This is a genomic window from Thioclava marina, assembly GCF_002020135.1.
Taxonomy (GTDB): domain Bacteria; phylum Pseudomonadota; class Alphaproteobacteria; order Rhodobacterales; family Rhodobacteraceae; genus Thioclava; species Thioclava marina.
Window position 1 is genome coordinate 575,836 of sequence record NZ_MPZS01000001.1, and the last position, 20,011, is coordinate 595,846.

Here is a 20,011-nt window from a genome sequence, read left to right on the forward strand (position 1 = left end):
CCACTCCGGGGGCGCGCAAACACCTCTCCCCCTTCTTCTTGATGAAAATATCTCGGGGGTGAATGGCGCAGCCAGAGGGGGCAGCGCCCCCTGCCCGGTCCCCGGCCCTCAGGCCAGATGCAGATGGACCCGCCGGTTGAGCTTGCCCTTCTTCTCGATCTTGCCGATCTTGAGCGGCCCGATCTCGCGGGTCGAGGCGACATGGGTGCCGCCGCAGGGCTGAAGGTCGATACGATCCGCCCCCTCGCCGATCGCGATCAGCCGCACCCAGCCCTGACCCGTCGGCGGGGCGACCGACATCGTCTTCACCAGTTCGGGCCGAGCCTCAAGTTCCTCGTCGGTGATCCATTGTTCGGTAACCTTGAGGTCGCGCGCCACCCAGTCGTTGAGCTGGCGCTCGATCGCCTCGAGATCCTCGGGCTTCTCGGGCATATCGAAATCGAGCCGTCCCTTTTCCGCGCCGATCTGCCCGCCCGTCACCGGCAGCGGGATCGCGACCGAGAGAAGGTGTAGCGCGGTGTGGACGCGCATGTGACGGTGACGTCGCTCCCAGTCGATCTCCTGACGCACCAGCTTCCCGACGGGCGGCAGGGGCTGCGGTTCGGCGGGCACGAGGATCACCGCCCCCGGCGCGCCCGGCTCGGCCTTCACGGCCGTGGCGATCTCGATTTCACCGCCCTCCCAGCGCAACCGTCCACTATCGCCGGGCTGGCCGCCGCCGGTGGGATAGAAGATCGAATCCGCGCAATAGATGCCGCCTTCCTCGGTCAGCCCCGTCACGCGAGTCTCGAGGTCACGCGCATAGGGGTGAACCCGGAAACTTTGCGCCTCGGGCATCTCAACGATCTCCTCCATCGGACCCTCCATCCTGTTGTTGGACGCCTTCCATCCCTTCGCCGGGCTGGGGCGTTCCCAGATCCTCGCGCGTCACGGGATGGGGCGTCTTGTCCGCCATGTCCGGTGCCGTTTCCGGTTCGGGCTCGGGTTCGGGCTCGCGTTCGGGTTTCGCCAGAGCGCCCTGCAAAACCTCGGGATTGCGCAGCCAGACGTCGCGTTGCGCGAAGGGGATCTCGATCCCGGCCTCGGTGAAGCGTTGATTGATCTCGTGGTTCATCTCGGATTTCACCCGCATGATGAAATTCACATCCGACAGGATGACCCGTACCTCGAAATCGAGACTGTCCGCGCCGAAGCCGTTGAAGATCACCGTCGGCTCGGGGTTCATCATCACCAGAGACTGGTTCTTCGCGATTTCAAGCAGGATCTCCTCGACCTTGCGGGTGTCAGTTCCATAGGCCACGCCCACCGGCAGGATCAGCCGCCCCGTGAGATTGCCGCGCGTCCAGTTCGTCACCTGCCCCGCGATCAGGTCGGCATTGGGCACGATGACCTCGGTGCGATCGAAGGTCTCGATCCGTGTCGAGCGCACCGAGATCGCCTTTACGACGCCCATCTGACCGCCGACCTCGATCCAGTCACCCTCCGAGATCGGACGCTCGATGAGCAGGATGATGCCCGAGACGAAGTTCTGCACGATGGTCTGCAGGCCAAAACCTACCCCGACCGAGAGCGCGCCCGCGACGATGGCGAGCGAGCTCAGATCGATCCCGGCAGCGGAAATGGAGATCACCGCGGCAAGGAAGATCCCCATATAGCCGACGCCGGAAATGATCGCGTTCTGGCCGCCCTTGTCGATTTTCGTCTTGGGCAGAAGCGACGCCTTGAGCGCGCCTTGCAGCAGCCGCGTGACCATCAGGCCGATCACGAAGATGATCGCGAAGGTCAGGAAGACACCGGGAGAGATCGTCACACCGCCGAGCGACATCCCGTTGCGGAACCGCGTCCACAGCTCCAGCAGATCGGAGGAGCGCGCCCCCCAGATCAGCGCCGCGAAGGGAAGCGCTGCGAGGCCCAGCAGGAAGCCGATCAGCGTCGGGGTCAGCGACTCGCGCCCTTCGTCGTTGCGCCGGGTGATGAAGACATAGAGATCGGTCAGGAAGAGATGCAGCACCAACACCAGAGCGATCAGCCCCAGTGTCATGATCGTCGGCCAGATCAGCGCGTTTGCCGCGTTCACATACCCGATCCCGCCAAGAACCGGCGCGATCACGGAAACCACGATCAACGTATTGCCCAGAAGCCCCACGAGACGATCGCGGAAGGCGCTTTCCTCGCTCGCGCTGGTCTCGTTACGCAGGTGGCGCCGCAGCAACTGGCCGAAGCGGAACAGAAGGATAGCGGCCAGCACCTGAAGCGGGAAGGCAAGCACGCCGAACCCCGCATCGAGCAGCTTGCCGACCGAGTCGACTGCCTCGGAGGTCGTGGCACCGGTATCGAGCGCCGCCTCGCCGCGCTTGACCACCCAATCGCCGAACGGGCCCTGCATGGCGGCGAGAACCGCGAGCGATACCGTGAGCAGCCGTCCTTCGCGGCGCCGTTCGGGTTGCAGCGTGAAGGGCGCGGACTGGCGGTCATTGCGAGGGAAGACCCTCCCCGCCAGCCAGATCGCCGCGAAGAAGGCCGAAACGACCGCCCCCACCGCCATCAGGAACTCGGTCCAGCGCGTGCCGAATAGCGCGGTCTGGATCAGCGCCGTCACAAGGAGCGTCACACCGACGATCGGCAGCGTGATCTGACCGATGGAGACGAGGAAGTCGGTCACTCGCTGCGTGCGCCACGCGAGCCGCTTCTCGATCAGATCGGCCAGTTTCATGATCCAGCGCCGTCCGCGCGCAACCAGAACCAGCGCGACCAGCAACAATCCCACGATCACCGGCGCCCGGTCTCGCGCGGTCGCATAGGGGTCGGGTTTTTCGAGCTGCGCCCTCATCTCGGAGGCCAGCGCGCCTCCCAGCCCCGAGAGCACCTTGATCCCCGCGGGCCAATTGATGGGGTTGAGCGGAGAGGGCGTGAGCCGCATCAGTTTGTCGGTCTGGCGCGCCCGGAGCAGCCTGTCGATATTGGCGATGATGCTGTCGGCGCGGCTCGCGGCCTCGGTGGCGCGGATCCCGGGCGCCTGCAACTGCGCAAGCTGGTCATTGAGCGCCTTGCGCCGCTCGGCGATCGCCTGATCCTCGGTCTCGCCCTCCTTGGGGGCAGGACCGAGCGCGTCGATCTGCGCCTTCACCGTCGAAATCTGCGTCGCATTCGTGCTCTCGGCCTGCTGGAACTTCGCGCGCCAGTCGGTCAGCGTATTGCGGATATCGTCAAAGGCCGCCTCTGCCGCGCTGTCGTCCTGCACCATCGTTTCGGCGCGCGAGGCGAGCTTGTCCCACGCGGCATAATCAAGCGGTGCGCTGGTCTGCGCCTGCGCCAGCACCGGCAGGGCCAGCGCAAGCACCAGCAACAGAAGGCGGGTCACGCGCAGGATCATTCCGCGAAGACCTCCGGGACGTCACGCGGCGCACGGTCGAGCCATTCCGGCACCGGCAGCGCCTTGCCCTTGAGGAAATCGGGGTTGTAGAGCTTGGACTGGTAGCGCGTGCCATAATCGCACAGCACCGTCACGATCGTGTGCCCCGGCCCCATTTCCTGCGCCATCCGGATCGCACCGGCGACGTTGATGCCCGACGAGCCGCCCAGGCACAGACCTTCTTCGGAGAGCAGATCGAACAGGATCGGCAAAGCCTCGGTGTCGGGAATGTTGAAGCTCATGTCCGGGGTGAAGCCTTCCAGATTCGCCGTGATGCGCCCCTGCCCGATCCCTTCGGTGATCGAGGAGCCCTGCGAGACAAGTTCGCCGGTGGTGTAGAAGCTGTGCAGCGCCGCGCCATCGGGATCGGCCAGCGCGATCTTCACGCCCTTGGGCTGAAGCGCAAGGCCCACCCCCGCGAAGGTGCCGCCCGAGCCGACCGAGCAGATGAACCCGTCCACCTTGCCGCCGGTCTGGTCCCAGATTTCTGGCCCTGTGGTCTCGATATGAGCCTGACGGTTCGCGGTATTGTCGAACTGGTTCGCCCAGATCGCGCCGTTCGGGTCGGTCTTGGCGATCTCCTTCGCCAGCCGCTCGGAATAGCGCACGTAATTGTTGGGGTTGCGATAAGGCGCGGCCGGAACCTGCACCAGCTCGGCACCTGCCAGCCGCAGCATGTCCTTCTTTTCCTGGCTCTGCGTCTCGGGGATCACGATCACCGAGCGGAACCCCATCGAAGAGCCCACGAGCGCCAGCCCGATCCCGGTATTCCCGGCCGTGCCTTCGACGATCGTGCCGCCGGGGGACAGTTCTCCGCGCCGGATCGCGTCGCGGATGATGTAGAGCGCCGCGCGGTCCTTTACCGACTGGCCCGGATTGAGGAATTCGGCCTTGCCGAGGATCGTGCACCCCGTCGCCTCGGAGGCCTTCCTGAGCTTGATAAGCGGTGTATTCCCGATCGCCGCCGCCAGATCCTCACTGATGCGCATCTCCACTCTCCCTTCGCGCGCCCCGTATCGGGGCCGTTGGATCCAGACTTAGGCCGCCGGGCGGCGCACCTCAAGCCTCGGCGCGAAGGCGATCGCGCATCCGGTCGAGCCAGAGCGTGAGAAGAATCAGCGGCGCATTGCCCGCCTCACCCGTATTCACAAGCCCGAGAAGCGCCTCGAAGGACAGAAGATGCGGGCGGATATCCTCGCCCTCGTCCGCCACCCCACCGGGCGCGCCGGCGCCATCGGGCAGGTCGGCAATGCCGATATAGGAATAGATGAACTCCGATTTTGCGCCCGGCGACGGATAATAGCGCGGCGCCTCGATCAGGCGCTCTATGGTGATCCCCGCCTCCTCACCGGCTTCGCGCAAAGCCGCCTGTTCGGGTGTCTCGCCGGGATCGACGCGCCCCGCGATCGCCTCGATCATCCATGGGTTGGGCTCGCCGCGCGCGAGCGGACCGGTGCGAAACTGCTCGACCAGCAACACCCGGTCGCGTTTCGGATCATAAGGCAGAACGACGGTCGCATCCCCGGAAATGAACGCGGCACGGTCGAGCTTCTCGCTCATCCCGCCTGCGAAGAGGCGGTGGCTCAGATCGTAATCTTCAACCGCAAAAAACTTCGCGTAGCCAACCGATTGCGCCTCGATCTTCAGATCCGCCCCGGTCACGGAACGGCGTAACGCCTGCGGCATCGGCTCGGCGCGCGCACGCAGGGTCGAGGCCGCGCGCACGAGGATGGCGTGGTAACGTGCATTGGCGCGCTCGGGCCCGATCGCCTCGGCCTCTGCGATGAAGCGGCGCGCGCCTTCCGTCTTGAGCGCGGCCCATTTCGGCGCCCAATCCGAGAGCGTCCAGGGCGCGCCAATCTCCCAGCGCCCCGCCTGCGGCAACCAGAGCTTGGCCAGGCGCGGCCCCTGCGCGGTCGACACCTCGCGCTCGACAGCGTCATAGCCCGCCTCATACCACGCAATCCGGTCCGCCTCGGACGCGGTCAGATCCACGAGAAGCCCCTGCGCCGCGGCCCCCTCTTCGGGCCGGAGGATCGGAAAGCCCAGCCCCTGCCCGTCGCTGCAGGCCTCATGGACCGCAAAGCCCGGCAGGCGCGCGGGGCGCAGCGCGGGAACACGACCGATCACGGCTTCCAGAAGTGGCGGGTGGCAGAGCGTTCCGTAGAAGAAATGGCGTATCATCACAGTCCAAAGCAAACGCCGCGCGATTTGCGCGGCGCGGCACAGCCTGCGGAAGCGGCCGGGGATGTCAAGCGATGGAGATCAGCGCCCGAAGCGGCGATGGCCGTATTCGGAGAGCACACCGGCGAGCATCGCGCCGATCCCGAGAGTCAGAATGGGTTGCAGGCTCAACGAAGCCAGTCCGATCCCGATGCCTTGTCCGGCCACGTCGGTAATCGCCGAGAGAACGTCATCGTAGCGCATCCGGACCGCGAGCTTGAACATCTGGATCGTGCCGAGAAAGGCGAATGTCGCCGCCAGCAGGTAGATCGCGCCGCGCAGGCCGTCATTGCACGCATCGACCCAGCGCCGCCCCGGACGAACGCCCACGACGCGCCAGCCGAACATCAGCCCGAAGGAAGCCATGATCAGCGGAAGCTCTTCCGCCCCATCGGTCCCGGCGGGTATCATGGGAACGATGCCCTGTGCAGCAAAGAACCCCGCCGCCGCGAGAGCCAGCCCCGCGAAGAGCTTCGACATCGTCGGGATCTGGACTTGCGAATTGCGGACGACAACGCGCTGCATCATTGTTTCCTCATTCCTCGACACGAGGCTGTTCAGTTCGTAGCGCTCAGAGTTAACGAACAAGTTAGGCGAAACTATGGCGAGTGACGTAGCGGCAAACGGCGCGATATCACCGCACCGCCGCCCCCCTCGCACCATTCCGGGGGCATCCTTGGCACTGATCGCGGCAAGCGATTGGCCGTTCTCGATTTTTGACGCCTGCCAAGGCCCGATCAGGTGCCGCTGCCACGTTCATCCCTTGGTCGAAAGAAAAACGGCGCGCCTCCCGCGAAGAAGGCGCGCCCATGTTCCTTGATCGGATCGCGCGACCGTGTCAGCCGATGCGGTAGTTCGGCGATTCCCGCGTGATCTGCACGTCGTGGACGTGGCTTTCCTTGAGCCCCGAACCGGTGATCTTCACGAAGTTGCAGCCGCCGCGCATATCGGCGATCGAGCCGTTCCCGGTATAGCCCATCGCCGCGCGTAGACCGCCCACGAGCTGGTGGATCACCGCACCCGCCGGCCCCTTGTAGGGAACCTGCCCCTCGATCCCCTCGGGCACGAGCTTGTCATTCGCCGCGTCCTTCTGGAAATAACGGTCGGCCGAGCCGCGCGCCATCGCGCCCAGCGAGCCCATGCCGCGATAGCTCTTGTAGGAGCGGCCCTGGTAGAGGATGACCTCGCCGGGGCTTTCGTCGGTTCCGGCGATGGCCGAGCCGACCATCGCGCAGCTAGCGCCCGCCGCGATGGCCTTGGCGAAATCGCCCGAGAACTTGATGCCGCCATCGGCGATGATCGGGATGTCACCCGCAGCGGCAGCCGCATCCATGATTGCGGTAAGCTGGGGCACGCCCACGCCCGCAACGATCCGGGTGGTGCAGATCGAGCCCGGCCCGATGCCGACCTTCACCGCATCCGCACCCGCGTCGATCAGCGCCTTCGTGGCTTCGGCCGTGGCCACGTTGCCGGCGATCACCTGCGTCTTGGCGGACAGTTTCTTGATCCGCTCGACAGCCTCGATCACGCCCTGGCTGTGGCCATGGGCGGTGTCCACGACGACGATATCGACGCCCGCATCGATCAACGCCTCGGAACGCTCGAAGCCCGCATCGCCCACCGAGGTCGCGGCCGCCACGCGCAGACGACCCAGCTCGTCCTTGCAGGCGGTCGGGTTGAGCACCGATTGCTCGCTGTCGCGCAGGGTCAGAAGCCCGGTCAGCTTGCCGCTCGCGTCGGTGACCAGAAGCTTCTCGATCCGGCGCTCGCGCATCATCGCGATTGCCTCGGCGCGGTCCGCGGGCTCTTGCAGGATCGCGAGCCGGTCCTTGGTCATCATCACCGAAACGGGCGTGTCGTCCTTTTGCGCAAACCGCATGTCGCGGTTGGTCACGATCCCCACCACGCGGCGGTTCTCGTCGACAACCGGGAAGCCCGAGAAGCCGAAGCGCTCGCTCAGCGCCTTGGCGTCGGCCAGCGTCTGGTCGGGACGCAGCGTGATCGGGTTATAGACGATCCCGCTCTCGAACCGCTTCACCCGGCGCACCTCGTCGGATTGCTCGGTCACCGAAAGGTTCTTGTGAATCACGCCCATACCGCCTGCCTGCGCCATGGCGATCGCCATGCGCGCCTCGGTCACAGTGTCCATTGCCGAGGACAAAAGCGGGATGTTGAGCTTGATCTGCTTGGTCACATAGGTCGAGACATCGGCCGTCGCGGGCAGCACCGAAGAAGCCGCGGGAACAAGAAGTACGTCGTCGAAGGTGAGTGCCTCGCGAATCTGCATGGGGGGTCTCCGGTGTCCAGATGCGTTTGGCAGTTCCCTGTTTCACGCAAATGGCACGAAGGCAACCCCCAAGGCGCGCAACCCGTTGTGCAGACGCTCCGACCCGGCCCCGCTGGCAGCCCTCAGGCGATGGCCGCGTTGGTCTTCATCGCGAGCTGCCCCTTGGCCCAGAGCTTGAACACCCGGATCGCGATCGGAATGACGATCACGGTCGCCGCGATCAGCATGACCGCCCCCGGCATCACCCAGGGCCCGCCCTGTGCGAGCCAGCACCCCGCAAGCGCCGTCACCGGGAAGGTGAACGCGCCCCAGAGCGGACTGAAACCACCCTCAAGCAACCAGCGGATCGACACGAGAAGAACGAGCGCGTAAAGCCCCGCGAGACCGGCCATCACCTGCGCGATCCCGACCGCGTCGAACCCGGTCGCGACCGTGCCCAGAAGGGCCGCCGGCGCGAGATGGATCGCAAGCAGCGGACGCAGCGGCGCGGGCACTTTCTCGCGGGCGAACTGGTTGATCGAGGCAAGCCAGATCCCCACCGCCGCGCCGAAGGCCACCCAGAACATCGCGAGCGCGGGTTGCACCAGCCCCAGCGCCTGCGCCGCGACCGCACCGACGATCCAGCCCGAGAAGGTCAGCTGCCAGGTCGGATTGACCCGGCGCTGCTCGGCGGGGCCCGTAGCCAGCACGTAGATCACCATCGCGCTGAAGCCCAGATGCACCGCGACAGCCAGCCAGAACAGAGCCACCGCCACCGCCCCGTAAGGCGCCAGCGCGGCCGCTACGAGATAGATCACCAACACCCCCGCCGCGAGGCCCGCCCGCCCCGGCAGGATGCGCAGATCCTCGGTCACCACCCCCGGACGGCGGGCGACCTTCGCGACATAGGCCAAAAGCGTGAACAGAGCGAGCAGCGTGACCGCGCCAAGAAACAGCTCGGCCAGATCCGGCGGCAGCGCAAATTCGCGCACCCCGCGCCGCCACGCGATCCCCAGCCCCATCAGCCCCAGCACCGGTGGGAACATTGCCGGTGGCGTGCGGCGAAACAGGCCCTTGGGCGTCATCTTGGGCGGGGCGAAGGACATGGGCGGTTTCCTCTCTGAGCGTCGCACCAGTCTTATCCCCGCAAAACGGGCGCTTGCAATATTTCCCGCAGGGCGAAAAGCTGTCGCTCCAGACGACATCGGACATGAAAGGTGGCGAGAATGGCGGGGCATGGCTACGAGACCGGGCGGCTCAACCTCCCTTTCGTGGGGATCTCGACCTTCGGCAAGCGCGACTACGTGGCCGACTGGGACAAGATCGAGGCCGATATCGCCGTGATGGGCGCCCCCTTTGACAGCGGCACCCAATTCCGCGGCGGTGCGCGCTTCGGTCCGCGGTCGGTGCGCGAGGCCTCGACGCTTTTCTCCTTCGGCCATGCGGGCGCCTACGACCACGAGGACGACGCGACCTATCTCGGCCCCGAGGTAACGATCGTCGATATCGGGGATGCCGATATCGTTCACACCGATACCGGGCGCAGCCATGCCAATATCGAGACCGGCGTGCGCGCGATGCTTGCCGCCGGCGCGTTGCCGGTGGTGATCGGAGGCGATCACTCGGTCAACATCCCCTGCATCCGCGCCTTCGCCGAGAATTGCGCCGAGAAGGGTCCCATCCATATCGTCCAGATCGACGCCCATCTCGACTTCGTCGATGAGCGCCACGGCGTCACGCAAGGCCATGGCAACCCGATGCGCCGCGCGGCTGAAAAGGATTACGTCTCGGGCATCACCGCGCTCGGCATCCGCAACGTCTCCTCGACCGCGAAGGACGGCTATGACGCGGCCCGCGCCATGGGCGACGATTTCCTCAGCGTTCGTCAGGTGCGCAAGCTCGGCACCGAAGGCGTGCTGGGGCGCATCCCCGAGGGCGCACGGATCTATGTCACGATCGACATCGACGGGTTCGACCCCTCGATCGCACCGGGCACCGGGACGCCCAGCCATGGCGGGTTCCTCTACTACGAAGTGCTCGAGATCCTGCAGGGGATCGCGAAGCGCCACGAGGTCGTGGGCATCGATCTGGTCGAGGTCGCCCCCGATTACGACCCGAGCGGCACGACCCCGATCCTCGCAGCTCAGATTCTGCTGAATTTTCTCGGTTTCATCTTTCACGCCCGCTCCACTCGCTGAGACGCACCGTGCGCGCCCCGACCCGAGCGCTCGTGGCACGGCCGGATGCCTCCGGCGGAGATATTTAAATCAAGAAGAAAGCCCGCCCCTTCTTCTTGACGAAAATATCTCGGGGTGAATTGGCGCAGCCAAGAGGGGCAGCGCCCCTGCCCCCTCAAAGCGCGCGGAAACGGCTGCGTTGGCTGCCCGACCATTCCACCTCGAAGGACCAGCCGTCATCGATCTGGCGCTCCGTGCGCACGACGTTCTGCTCGTGCAGCCAGGCGCGCTTGCGGCCTTCGGCGAAGGGCAGTGCTATCTCTTCGATGAAGCGCTCCTCGGCGAGCTTGTCGTCGATCGCGCCCAGCAGTCCCGATATCCCCTCGCCGGTGAGCGCCGAGATCGCCTGAAGATCGGGTTCGCGGCTTTCCTGCACCAGAAGTGCCGCGCGCGGCTCGGGCGGGACTGCATCGATCTTGTTCCAGACCTCGATCAGCGGCACGTCCTTGGCGACACCCAGCTTGGCGAGGATGTCGTTCACGTCCTGCGCCTGTTCCTCGGTCTCGGGATGCGAGATGTCGCGCACATGCAAGATCAGATCGGCTTCCAGGACCTCTTCGAGCGTCGCACGGAAGGCCGCGACAAGCTGGGTGGGCAGATCCGAGATGAAGCCCACCGTATCGGACAGGATCACCTTGCGCCCCGAGGGCAACGTGAGGCCGCGCATCGTCGGGTCGAGCGTGGCGAAGAGCATGTCCTTGGCCAGCACGTCCGCGCCGGTTACGCGGTTGAAAAGGGTGGACTTTCCGGCGTTGGTATAGCCTACCAGCGCGACGATCGGGAACGGCACCTTGCGGCGAGCGGCGCGGTGCAGCTCGCGGGTCTTCACGACCTTGGCGAGCTGGCGGCGCAGGCGCACGATCTGTTCGTCGATGGCACGGCGGTCGGCCTCGATCTGGGTCTCGCCGGGACCGCCGACGAAACCAAGACCGCCGCGCTGACGCTCGAGGTGGGTCCAGGCGCGCACCAGCCGGGTGCGCTGATAGCTCAGCGCCGCCAGTTCCACCTGCAACACACCTTCACGGGTGCGCGCGCGATCGGCGAAGATCTCGAGGATAAGCCCGGTCCGGTCGAGGAGCTTCACCCCCCATTCCTTTTCGAGGTTGCGCTGCTGCACGGGCGTCACCGGCCCGTCGATCAGCACCAGATCGACTTCGTTCGCCTCGAGCCGCTCCTTGATCTCGGCAAGTTTTCCCGAGCCGAAAAGATGCCCCGGCTCGGGTTTTCTGAGCTTCGCGATCTCGGAACCCACGACCTCCAGATGCGGCAGCGCGGCCGCCAGCGACACCGCCTCGGCCAGCGCGAATTCGGGCAAGTGCCGCTGGCCCTCTCGCGACGGAATGTCGGGATGGATGACGTAGGCCCGCGTTTCGGGCGTCTCGGTGGAATTCGTCTCGCTCAAGATGCGGTTCGCTCAGGCCGCGATGTCGCTCAATCGTCGCCTTCGTAGAGCGAGATCGGCTGGCCCGGCATGATCGTGGAGATCGCATGCTTGTAGACCAGCTGCGATTGCCCGTCACGACGCAACAACACGCAGAAGTTGTCAAACCAGGTGATAACGCCTTGCAGCTTCACCCCGTTGATGAGGAAGATCGTGACGGGAACCTTTGTCTTGCGCACATGGTTGAGGAATGCGTCTTGCAGGTTCTGTTTGTCGCCAGCCATTTTATTTTTGCCCTTATTCTTGTCGCGCGTCCCGGGCGGCCCCACACGGCCAGCCCTCTTGCTGACAAGTATGCAGCGCCGCGCGGGAGATTCCAGCCCCAAAAACATATTGTTAGGCACAAGGCGGCTTTTTGCGCACGATCTGGAAACTTATTTGCCCTCGAACCGGAACCTTACGAGCGCCAGAATTCGGGATTGAACAGCGCGATGATGGCGAGCGTCTCGAGCCGCCCGAGCACCATCGCCAGTGCGAAGATCGCCTTGATCGGGTCGCTCAGATGGGCCCAGCTCAGGGGCACATCCGCCGCGATCCCGGCAAGCGGCCCGGTATTCGAGAGCGCCGCGATCGTGAGGATCGTCGCGGGCTCGAAGGACAACCCGAAGAGCGAGACCGCCATCATCACCGCCGCGATCGAAATCGCGAAAAGCATGAAGAAAATCCAGCTGATATAGGCGCCCTCCCGGCGCAGTCTGCGCGCCATCGAACCGCCACCCGCGATCGAATTGGGGTAGATCAGCTTGTCGAGTTCGCGCTCGCCATGGCGCAAGAGCGCATAGACCCGCAACAGGCGCACACCGCCCGCCGTGGTGGCGACCCCCCCGCCGATGATCGCGAGCCCCGCGAGGATCAGCCCCGGCGTGCTCAGCCCCGACCAGTCGCGCGCATCGTGCCAGGCGCTCGATTCGAAACCTGTGGTGGTCAGGAAGGACAGCGAGGTGAAAAGCGAGCCCCAGATCGAGTTGAAGATCGCCCCGAAATCGGCGGGCATGCGCACTTCGAGCGCCGCGATCCAGTGGCGCACGAACAGGAAGGCCGGCACGATCAGCACCAGCGCCGCAGCGAGGCGCAATTCGGGATCATTGCCGAGCCGTTCGGAGGCGCGCAACTCCCCCCCGCCGGGCCAGAGCCTTCGCGAGAGCGCGGGCAGAAGGAAGACGAAGATCAGCGCCTCACCCGCGAGCCCGGAGCCGGTGCCCTGCATCCCGCCCACCGGCGAGATGCCCGAGGTTGACAGCGTCGACATCGCATGGATCAGCGCCACCAGCGGCTCGTCGCCCGCCATCAGCAAGACCACCCAGAGCAGGATCGTCAGCCCGGCATAGATCGGCGCGATGGTCACGGCGTAATGCGCGATGCGCTCGGACGTCTCGGCGCCCCCGTCGGCGGCGGGGGCCGCGGCGCTCGGGGCGCCCGAGGGCCCGCCCGAGAAGAAGACCTCGAAGCCCCCAAGACGCATCGGCGCGAGCACCGCGATCGCCATCACGAGGATAAAGAAGCCCCCCATCCACGCGACCAGCCCGCGCCACAGATGCACCGATCCGATCAGCCGCTCGGGCTCGTAGAGTGTCCCGCCGGTGGTGGTGAAGGACGAGACCATCTCCCACCAGCTGTTGAAAAAGCTCGTATCTGGCACTGCCACGTCGAAGGGCACGGCCAGCATCGCGGGCAGGATGGTGAAGGCGCCCAGCATCGTCAGCAGGCTCGCCCGCCCCGCCCGGCGCGGGCGCGGGTTGGCGGCATTGGCCAGCGCCACCAGCGCGGTGAGGAACAAAAACAGCGTGCCCGAATAAAAGAACGAGCGCGCGGTGTGGTGGTGATGGGTAATCAGCGCATGGGTCGCAGGCAGATACATCGCCAGCGCCGAGGCCCCCATCAGAAGGATCGGCAGCGGCAAGGCCCGGATCGCGCGCTCCATCGCCCGCCCGCTCTCAGAAGAAGTCGATGGAGACCTGCAACAGGCGCTCCACCTCTGGAACATCGGGGGTCAGCGCGAAGAGCACGACGATATCGCCCTCTTCGATGCGGGTATTGCCAAGCGGCTTGACGATCTTGTCGCCCTTGCGGATCGCGCCCAGCAGCACGCCTTCGGGGAAATCCACCTCGCGCACCGCCTTGCCCGACATCGGAGAAGTGCCCATGACCTGCGCCTCGATCACCTCGGCCTCGGCATCCCCGATCGAGTAGATCGCACGCACCCGGCCGTGGCGGATGTGGCGCAGGATCGAGGACACGGTGGTCGCACGCGGGTTGATATAGGCGTCGATATCAAGCGCCGAGAGCAAGGGCGCAAGCGTCGGGTCGTTGATCAGACAGATCGCCATCTTGCAGCCCGCCTGCTTGGCGCGCACCGAGACGAGGATATTGGTCTTGTCGTCATCGGTGACGGCCAGCACCGCATCGGCGCTTTCGATATTGGCTTCCTCGAGCAGTTCCGCGCTCATCCCGTCGCCATTGAGCACGATCGTGCGGTCGAGCGCATCGGCCGCGCGTTCGGCCTGGGCACGGTTGCGCTCGATGATCTTCGCGCGTACCCGGTCGGTGCGCGCCTCGAGCGCGCGCGCGACGCCAAGCCCCACATTGCCGCCGCCGATGATCACCACGCGCTCCTGCTTGCGGGTCGCCTTGCCGAAGATGTCGAGCGTGCGGGTCACGTCATCGATATGGGCGAAGACGTAGATCTGATCGCCGGCAAAGAGCTGATCGCCCGGCTCGGGCGCGAACAGCCGGCCCTCGCGGCGGATACCCACCACGAGCGCGCGCAGGGTCGAGAACAGGTCGGTGAGCTGGCGCAGCGGCGTGTCGAGTACCGGGCAATCAGCATCGAGCTCCATCCCCAGAAGCTGCAATTTTTCGTCGAGGAAGCTCTCGGTATCGAAGGTCGAGGGGGCCGCGAGACGCTGGAGTGCGGCCTCGGCCACTTCGCGCTCGGGGCTGATCACCACGTCGATCGGCAGGTGATCGCGGCGATAGAGGTCGGAATATTGCGCCTGAAGATAGCTCTGCGCCCGGATCCGGGCGATCTTGCGCGTGATCCCGAAGACCGACATCGCGACCTGACAGGTCACCATGTTGACCTCGTCGGAATGGGTCGCGGCGATCATCAGGTCGCAATCGCGCGCGCCTGCCTGTTCGAGGATATCGGGATGGGAGGCAAAACCCACCACGCCCTGCACGTCGAGCGTATCGGCGGCGCGGCGCACGAGGTCGGGATTCGAATCGACCACCGTCACGTCGTTACGCTCGCCCGCGAGATGCCGTGCGATCTGCCAGCCGACCTGACCTGCCCCGCAGATGATGACCTTCATGGCAAATAACTCCGCGCCCCGTCTCTGGCCCTATCTAGGCCGCCTTGCCCGGAAGGGTCAAACGAGAAGCGTGCGCACCCCTGCCGAGCGTGGATTTTACGTCACCCGCGCGCTGCCTCCGGCGGAGATATTTTCATCAAGAAGAAGGGGGCGGCGGGGCTGTCAGTTCCGGCAGTCCCGCGTCGCGATCGCGGAGCGCGCAGAGGCAGGGATCCCGGAAAGGCGCGCAGTACCCCGCAGGGATGCGCGGGTTTGGTGGAGGCCTTGAGAAGCCCTCTCCATCGATTTGTTCTCATTTCATTTTTCGTATCCGAAACAGATCCCAGAACGACCGAGAAGAGCCGAACCTATAGTTTCTCATAGATTGCGCCGCGCCTGCACGGTGACGTGAAATACCCGTGATCGGTCCGAGGGGGTCGGGCCGAGACGACTCAAGGAAGCAGGGATTTTTCATGACTTACAAACTCGTGCTCGCGGCGTCTGCCGCCTGCCTCGCATTGGCCGCCTGCAACACCAGCAGCGGCTCTTCCAGCTCTCTGACATCGGCCCAGGCCCAGAATGTGGATGCCACCTACGCGGACTATCAGGACCGTATCGCCAACGAAGATCTGACCATGGTCACACCGCAGGGTCAGGCCACGATGTCGGGCTATATGGGTGTCGGCGGCATCAATCCCGAAGACGACACCACCGTCGCGCTTGGGGAGCTGACGATGAATGTCGACTTCGACGGAGGCACGCTCACCGGGACGGCCGACAATTTCGGCATCTATTCCGGCGATCCGCTCGTGAAGGATACAGGCGTGACCGGCTCGCTCAACGTGGCGGGCACGGTCAGCGGATCGGGCCTTGATGCCAATGCCTCGGGGCACATGTCCGATGGCAGCGGCACCGGCGCCGATTTCGACCTTACCATGTCGGGCAGTTTCTACGACGACGCGGGCACGCTCACCACGGTCGGCGATCTCACCGGCACGATGGACGAGAGCGGGGATGTGACCGAGGTTTCGGGCGGCTTCTACGCCACCGCAAACTGAGGCAGGCCCATTTCCGTCATCCTGGGACCGGGAGCCAAGCCCCCGGTCCTTCCCATCCGGCCAACCGATCCCGGCAACGCGTGATGCGAAACTTCCTTCCGTTCAAGCGGCTCTGGCTCGCGCTCTCGATCTGCGCCGGGCTTGGAGCCGGTGTGCCGGCGCAGGCCGAGACCCGTCGCTCCGTCACCGATTGGGTCAGCATCGCCGACACGCAACTTTCGCTCGGCAAACCGGCCAAGGCGGTCGCGATCTTCGGTGAGATCGCGGCCCACCATCCCGATTACGCCCCGGCGCGGGAGGGATTGCGCCGCAGCCTCGACGCCTTCGGATCGGTCCGGCGCAGCGAGGCATTCCTGCGTTATGCACTCGCTGAAGACCCCGAGCGTACGCAGGCCCTGCTGGCCGCCTGGCAGGCGCTCGACCGCGACCATCCGTTGCGCCTCTCGGCCTCGGCCTCGATGCTGCCAAGCAACAATATCGATCATGTCGCCTCCGAGCGTTTCCTCGTGACCGATTTCGGCACCTTCCTGATCAACGATGGCGGGCAGGAAAGTTCGGGCGTGGGGCTGGGCTTCGATCTGGCGCTGGACTGGGTGATCCATCCCCGGCCCGGTCATCGGGTCCGGTTTCGTGCCGCCTATGCCGGTGCGTGGTTCGATCAACCGGATCTGCGCTATGGCGAGCCCTCGCTCGCATTGCGCTATGAACATCTCGGCGGCAGCGCGCCTTGGGCGCTGGAGGCGGAGCTGAGCGAACGGCGCTATGGCGGCGGCGCCTCGAAGGACGCACGCTCCGACGCATTCACCCGAAGCCTGAGCTTTTCCAAGGCCTGGCGTACGGGGCCGGGCGAGCGCGTGTTGCTCCAGATCGACGGCGCCTATCGCAGCTACACGACGACACCTTACCTCAACGGCCCGCGCTACGGTGTCAAGCTGGAGCACCGCACGCGGCTGGGCAAACGCGGGCGGCTGAGCTACGGGCTGAGCCTCGAACGCGCCCTGCCCCGCACCGGTTATCACCGCTACAGCGGCGCGCAACTGCATGTCGGATTCGATCGCCCGCTCCTGAAAGGTGTGCGCGGCGGGATCACTCTGGGGCTTGGCGAACGCCGTTACGACGCCGACTTCCCGGTCGTGGGTGAACGGCGGCGGGATCGGACGGTAAGCATTGGGCTGAGCGCGGAGCTGGGGCGGGTGAAACTCTTGGGGCAAGCGCCGAAGATCAGCTGCACGGCGCGGAGCACGCGATCGAACATCGCCCTCTATACGACCAGTTCGATTGATTGCGCATTCTCCCTCAAGCTTGAATTCTGAAGAAAATCAGGCATCTTCAATGTCGGTTATACAAGTTTCTTCCGTTCGTTTTCACTCTGTCTCGTGGCGTGACCGCAAGACCCTTCCACCGATCGGATTAGTGGCTTCATGGTCCGGATATCGCGACGCTCCAAATTCGCGGGACGCAGGCGCCCGTCTCGTTCCCGCATGTGCGATCCATGAACTCGTCCGATGAATAAGCTCCTATCGCATCACGACATTTACGACGCGGCGCTCGACGACACCCTCTTCAACATGCTGCCCAGCATGCTGGCGCGCGAGATCGACGTGCCCTCGGCGCTGTTCATCTGGCTCCATCCGGGCGATTACCGAGAGATCACCGCCGGGACACAGGCGCAGGCCAATCTCGATTACAACCAGTTCGAGGGCCACGACCCCTGGCTGGCGCAGGGCACGCCCGACAAGATCGGCACGGGAGCGTTCAGATTGTCGAGCGCCGTGAGCCCGCAAGATCTCGAACGAAGCGAGATGTATAACGAGTTCATCTTGAAGAACCGTCTGGATCGGTACTGGTGTCTCGGCCTCATCCAGGACACGCGCGACGGTCTGGTGGCCACAGCCTTCCACAAGGGCAAGAACGCAGAGGATTTCACCGATCAGGAGACCGCGACGATCAATGCGCATGTGGCCGATCTCGGGCGTTTGCACACGATCCGGCGCGAATTGCACCGATCCAGCATTCACGACGTCACCGCCGCCGATCACACCCTGCTCGATGATGCGCCGATCTTCGAGCTCGATCACGAGGGGCGCCTGTTGCGGATGAACGGCATGGCCGAGATGCTGGTCATGCTGCATCCGCTGCTCGTGCTCAGTTTCAGGCGCGAACTGGTGTTCCGAGGGCCAATGCATTCGGCGTTCCGCCACGCGATCGCCAAGGCAGCCAAGGCCCCCAAACGCGAGGCGGGCCTGTTCGATCTGCCCCAGATCCGCGCGACGGACGGTCGGATGATTCCGCGCCTTCGCCTGAACCTGCTGCCGCGCACCGCTGGTGGGCGCAGGGTGTTGGTGATCGTGACGACCGAGGAAGAGACGGGCTTGCGACAGATGATCGACGCCCCGCGCGAGCACATCGCGCTCACCCCGCGCGAACGCGATGTGCTTCACGGGCTGATCTGCGGCCGCAGGCGCGACCAACTGGCCCATGACCTCGATCTCGCGATCCCGACCGTCGATCTGCACAGCGCCAACCTGCGGCGCAAGCTCGGTGCGAGAACGATCGCCGAAGCGGTCGCGATCGCCCTGAAACTCGGACTGCTCTGAGCACCCAGGCGCAAGAAAAAGCGCGCCGCATGGCCAGGCCATGGGCGCGCAGGTCGGGATGCGGGACAGCTGACCTTTCGGCCCTGCCCCGGCGCTTTATTTCACGATCGTCTCCGGCCCCATCGCCATCGTCGGCAGCCAGGTCGAGAGGAACGGCACATAGGTTATCAGGATCAGGAAGACGAAGAGCACCGCAAGGAACGGCGCGGCCGCCTTCACGACCCGCATGATCGGCATCCCCGCCACCCCGGAGGTCACGAAGAGGTTCAGACCCACCGGCGGCGTGATCATCCCGATCTCCATGTTTACCACCATGATGATACCCAGATGGATCGGGTCGATCCCCAGTTCCATCGCGATCGGAAACACCAGCGGCGCGACGATCAGGATCAACCCCGAGGGCTCCATGAACTGCCCGCCGATCAGCAGGATCACGTTGACGATCACGAGGAACATGATCTTGCCGAGCCCCGCGCCGATCATCGCCTCTGTGATCTTCTGCGGGATCTGCTCGTCGGTGAGCACGTGCTTGAGGATCAGTGCGTTGGCGATGATGAACATCAGCGTGATCGTCAGCTTGCCCGCCTCGAACAGCGTGTCGCGGGTGGCCTTGTGCCAGAACACCTCAAGGATCGCCTGCGGCCGTTGCAGCAGCGAGAGCTTCGTCTCGCCCTGATCGAGCGGTCCCATGTCGCGATAGATGAAATTCGCCACGATCCAGGCATAGACGGCGGCGACGGCCGCGGCCTCGGTCGGGGTGAAGATACCGCCGGTGATGCCGGGGATGCCGTAGAGGCCGACCATGATGATCACGATCAACATCAGCCCCCAGAACGCATCGCGGAAGCTCGCCCAGACCTCGCCCCAGCCCAGCCAGTCGCCTTTGGGCAGGTTGCGGCGGATCGCGATGAAGAGGATCGTCGCCATCAGCATCAGGCCGGCGAGAATGCCGGGGATGACGCCCGCGAGGAACATCCGGCCGACCGAGACATCGGTCGCCGAGGCGTAGACCACCATCACGATCGAGGGCGGGATCAGGATGCCGAGCGTGCCGGCGTTACAGATCACGCCAGCGGCGAAATCCTTCGAATAGCCGACCTGCCGCATCGCCGCGATCACGATCGAGCCGATGGCGACCACCGTCGCGGGGCTCGAGCCCGACAGCGCCGCGAAGAGCATGCAGGCAAAGACGCCCGCGATCGCCAGACCGCCCGGGAAATGCCCCACCACGGCGATTGCGAAGCGGATGATGCGCTTGGCCACGCCGCCCGTCGACATGAAGGACGAGGCGAGGATGAAGAACGGGATCGCCAGCAGCGTCGCGTGGTTGTCCATCGCATCATAAAGCGACTGCGCGATCGAGGCGAGCGAGGCATCCGAGAAGATCAGCAGAAACAGCGTCGAGGCGAGGCCCAGCGAGACCGCGATCGGCACGCCGACCAGCATGAAGCCGACCACCATCAGAAAGAGGAAAAGGATATCCATGC

16 protein-coding genes are annotated in these 20,011 nt (G+C 65.2%); 4 read left to right on the forward strand and 12 right to left on the reverse strand.

The genetic code is table 11. The features are described from left to right. Positions 1-108 precede the first annotated feature (108 nt). From BMG00_RS02715 to BMG00_RS02745, 7 genes are all read right to left on the reverse strand, one after another. Positions 109-855 (reverse strand): alanyl-tRNA editing protein, encoded by a 747-nt coding sequence (locus BMG00_RS02715; RefSeq protein WP_425443993.1) that lies wholly within the window; start codon positions 853-855, stop codon positions 109-111. Beyond that, entirely contained in the window at positions 839-3,373 is a 2,535-nt protein-coding gene (locus BMG00_RS02720) for a DUF3772 domain-containing protein (protein ID WP_078573314.1), read from the reverse strand. The genes BMG00_RS02715 and BMG00_RS02720 overlap by 17 nt, the downstream gene beginning before the upstream one ends. Continuing rightward, positions 3,370-4,401 (reverse strand): cysteine synthase A, encoded by a 1,032-nt coding sequence (locus BMG00_RS02725; RefSeq protein WP_078573315.1) that lies wholly within the window; start codon positions 4,399-4,401, stop codon positions 3,370-3,372. Before BMG00_RS02725 ends, BMG00_RS02720 begins: the two co-directional genes overlap by 4 nt. A 70-nt stretch (positions 4,402-4,471) precedes the next feature. After that, positions 4,472-5,596, reverse strand: a complete 1,125-nt coding sequence (locus BMG00_RS02730) for an NUDIX domain-containing protein (RefSeq protein ID WP_078573316.1) — start codon at positions 5,594-5,596, stop codon at positions 4,472-4,474. Positions 5,597-5,677: 81 nt separating this feature from the next. After that, entirely contained in the window at positions 5,678-6,163 is a 486-nt protein-coding gene (locus BMG00_RS02735) for a TrgA family protein (RefSeq protein WP_078528395.1), read from the reverse strand. Positions 6,164-6,473: 310 nt separating this feature from the next. Beyond that, positions 6,474-7,922 carry an IMP dehydrogenase gene (gene guaB / locus BMG00_RS02740; protein ID WP_078528398.1) on the reverse strand — a complete coding sequence of 483 codons (1,449 nt, stop codon included), beginning with the start codon at positions 7,920-7,922 and terminating at the stop codon, positions 6,474-6,476. A 122-nt stretch (positions 7,923-8,044) separates the two neighbouring features. Beyond that, positions 8,045-9,007, reverse strand: coding sequence for a TDT family transporter (locus BMG00_RS02745; protein ID WP_093469877.1), 963 nt, complete (start codon positions 9,005-9,007; stop codon positions 8,045-8,047). Between the two features lie 120 nt (positions 9,008-9,127). On the opposite strand from BMG00_RS02745, the gene speB reads away from it, so the two are divergent. Beyond that, positions 9,128-10,099, forward strand: coding sequence for an agmatinase (gene speB / locus BMG00_RS02750; RefSeq protein WP_078573318.1), 972 nt, complete (start codon positions 9,128-9,130; stop codon positions 10,097-10,099). 154 nt (positions 10,100-10,253) lie between these two features. On the opposite strand, the gene hflX is transcribed toward speB, so the two are convergent. From hflX to trkA, 4 genes are all read right to left on the reverse strand, one after another. Then, positions 10,254-11,540: a GTPase HflX gene (gene hflX, locus BMG00_RS02755; RefSeq protein WP_078573319.1), complete on the reverse strand. Its 1,287-nt coding sequence runs from the start codon at positions 11,538-11,540 to the stop codon at positions 10,254-10,256. A 29-nt stretch (positions 11,541-11,569) separates the two neighbouring features. Beyond that, positions 11,570-11,803, reverse strand: a complete 234-nt coding sequence (gene hfq, locus BMG00_RS02760) for an RNA chaperone Hfq (protein ID WP_038060695.1) — start codon at positions 11,801-11,803, stop codon at positions 11,570-11,572. 173 nt (positions 11,804-11,976) lie between these two features. Then, the gene (locus BMG00_RS02765; protein WP_078528409.1) at positions 11,977-13,500 is read right to left on the reverse strand and encodes a TrkH family potassium uptake protein; all 1,524 of its coding nucleotides are present in this window, start codon (positions 13,498-13,500) and stop codon (positions 11,977-11,979) included. Positions 13,501-13,513: 13 nt separating this feature from the next. Next, a complete protein-coding gene (gene trkA / locus BMG00_RS02770) occupies positions 13,514-14,890 on the reverse strand; it encodes a Trk system potassium transporter TrkA (RefSeq protein WP_078528412.1) in 1,377 nt (458 codons plus the stop codon). Between the two features lie 452 nt (positions 14,891-15,342). Between trkA and BMG00_RS02775 the strand changes: the two genes are divergently transcribed. From BMG00_RS02775 to BMG00_RS02785, 3 genes are all read left to right on the forward strand, one after another. After that, on the forward strand, positions 15,343-15,927 hold the full coding sequence (locus BMG00_RS02775; RefSeq protein ID WP_078573320.1) for a hypothetical protein: 585 nt from the start codon (positions 15,343-15,345) through the stop codon (positions 15,925-15,927). 83 nt (positions 15,928-16,010) lie between these two features. Next, positions 16,011-17,240 (forward strand): surface lipoprotein assembly modifier, encoded by a 1,230-nt coding sequence (locus BMG00_RS02780; RefSeq protein WP_078573321.1) that lies wholly within the window; start codon positions 16,011-16,013, stop codon positions 17,238-17,240. 192 nt (positions 17,241-17,432) lie between these two features. Beyond that, positions 17,433-18,524: a LuxR C-terminal-related transcriptional regulator gene (locus tag BMG00_RS02785; RefSeq protein WP_078573322.1), complete on the forward strand. Its 1,092-nt coding sequence runs from the start codon at positions 17,433-17,435 to the stop codon at positions 18,522-18,524. 96 nt (positions 18,525-18,620) lie between these two features. On the opposite strand, the gene BMG00_RS02790 is transcribed toward BMG00_RS02785, so the two are convergent. Further along, positions 18,621-20,009, reverse strand: coding sequence for a TRAP transporter large permease (locus BMG00_RS02790; protein WP_078528424.1), 1,389 nt, complete (start codon positions 20,007-20,009; stop codon positions 18,621-18,623). Positions 20,010-20,011: the final 2 nt, after the last annotated feature.

What these genes read in the sequence shown, in the direction of transcription:
- BMG00_RS02715 (WP_425443993.1), bottom strand. Translation starts at nt 855, where the DNA reads ATGGAGGAGATCGTTGAGATGCCCGAGGCGCAAAGTTTCCGGGTTCAC.
- BMG00_RS02720 (WP_078573314.1), bottom strand. Translation starts at nt 3,373, where the DNA reads ATGATCCTGCGCGTGACCCGCCTTCTGTTGCTGGTGCTTGCGCTGGCC.
- BMG00_RS02725 (WP_078573315.1), bottom strand. Translation starts at nt 4,401, where the DNA reads ATGCGCATCAGTGAGGATCTGGCGGCGGCGATCGGGAATACACCGCTT.
- BMG00_RS02730 (WP_078573316.1), bottom strand. Translation starts at nt 5,596, where the DNA reads ATGATACGCCATTTCTTCTACGGAACGCTCTGCCACCCGCCACTTCTG.
- BMG00_RS02735 (WP_078528395.1), bottom strand. Translation starts at nt 6,163, where the DNA reads ATGATGCAGCGCGTTGTCGTCCGCAATTCGCAAGTCCAGATCCCGACG.
- guaB (WP_078528398.1), bottom strand. Translation starts at nt 7,922, where the DNA reads ATGCAGATTCGCGAGGCACTCACCTTCGACGACGTACTTCTTGTTCCC.
- BMG00_RS02745 (WP_093469877.1), bottom strand. Translation starts at nt 9,007, where the DNA reads ATGTCCTTCGCCCCGCCCAAGATGACGCCCAAGGGCCTGTTTCGCCGC.
- speB (WP_078573318.1), top strand. Translation starts at nt 9,128, where the DNA reads ATGGCGGGGCATGGCTACGAGACCGGGCGGCTCAACCTCCCTTTCGTG.
- hfq (WP_038060695.1), bottom strand. Translation starts at nt 11,803, where the DNA reads ATGGCTGGCGACAAACAGAACCTGCAAGACGCATTCCTCAACCATGTG.
- BMG00_RS02765 (WP_078528409.1), bottom strand. Translation starts at nt 13,500, where the DNA reads ATGGAGCGCGCGATCCGGGCCTTGCCGCTGCCGATCCTTCTGATGGGG.
- trkA (WP_078528412.1), bottom strand. Translation starts at nt 14,890, where the DNA reads ATGAAGGTCATCATCTGCGGGGCAGGTCAGGTCGGCTGGCAGATCGCA.
- BMG00_RS02775 (WP_078573320.1), top strand. Translation starts at nt 15,343, where the DNA reads ATGACTTACAAACTCGTGCTCGCGGCGTCTGCCGCCTGCCTCGCATTG.
- BMG00_RS02780 (WP_078573321.1), top strand. Translation starts at nt 16,011, where the DNA reads ATGCGAAACTTCCTTCCGTTCAAGCGGCTCTGGCTCGCGCTCTCGATC.
- BMG00_RS02785 (WP_078573322.1), top strand. Translation starts at nt 17,433, where the DNA reads ATGAATAAGCTCCTATCGCATCACGACATTTACGACGCGGCGCTCGAC.
- BMG00_RS02790 (WP_078528424.1), bottom strand. Translation starts at nt 20,009, where the DNA reads ATGGATATCCTTTTCCTCTTTCTGATGGTGGTCGGCTTCATGCTGGTC.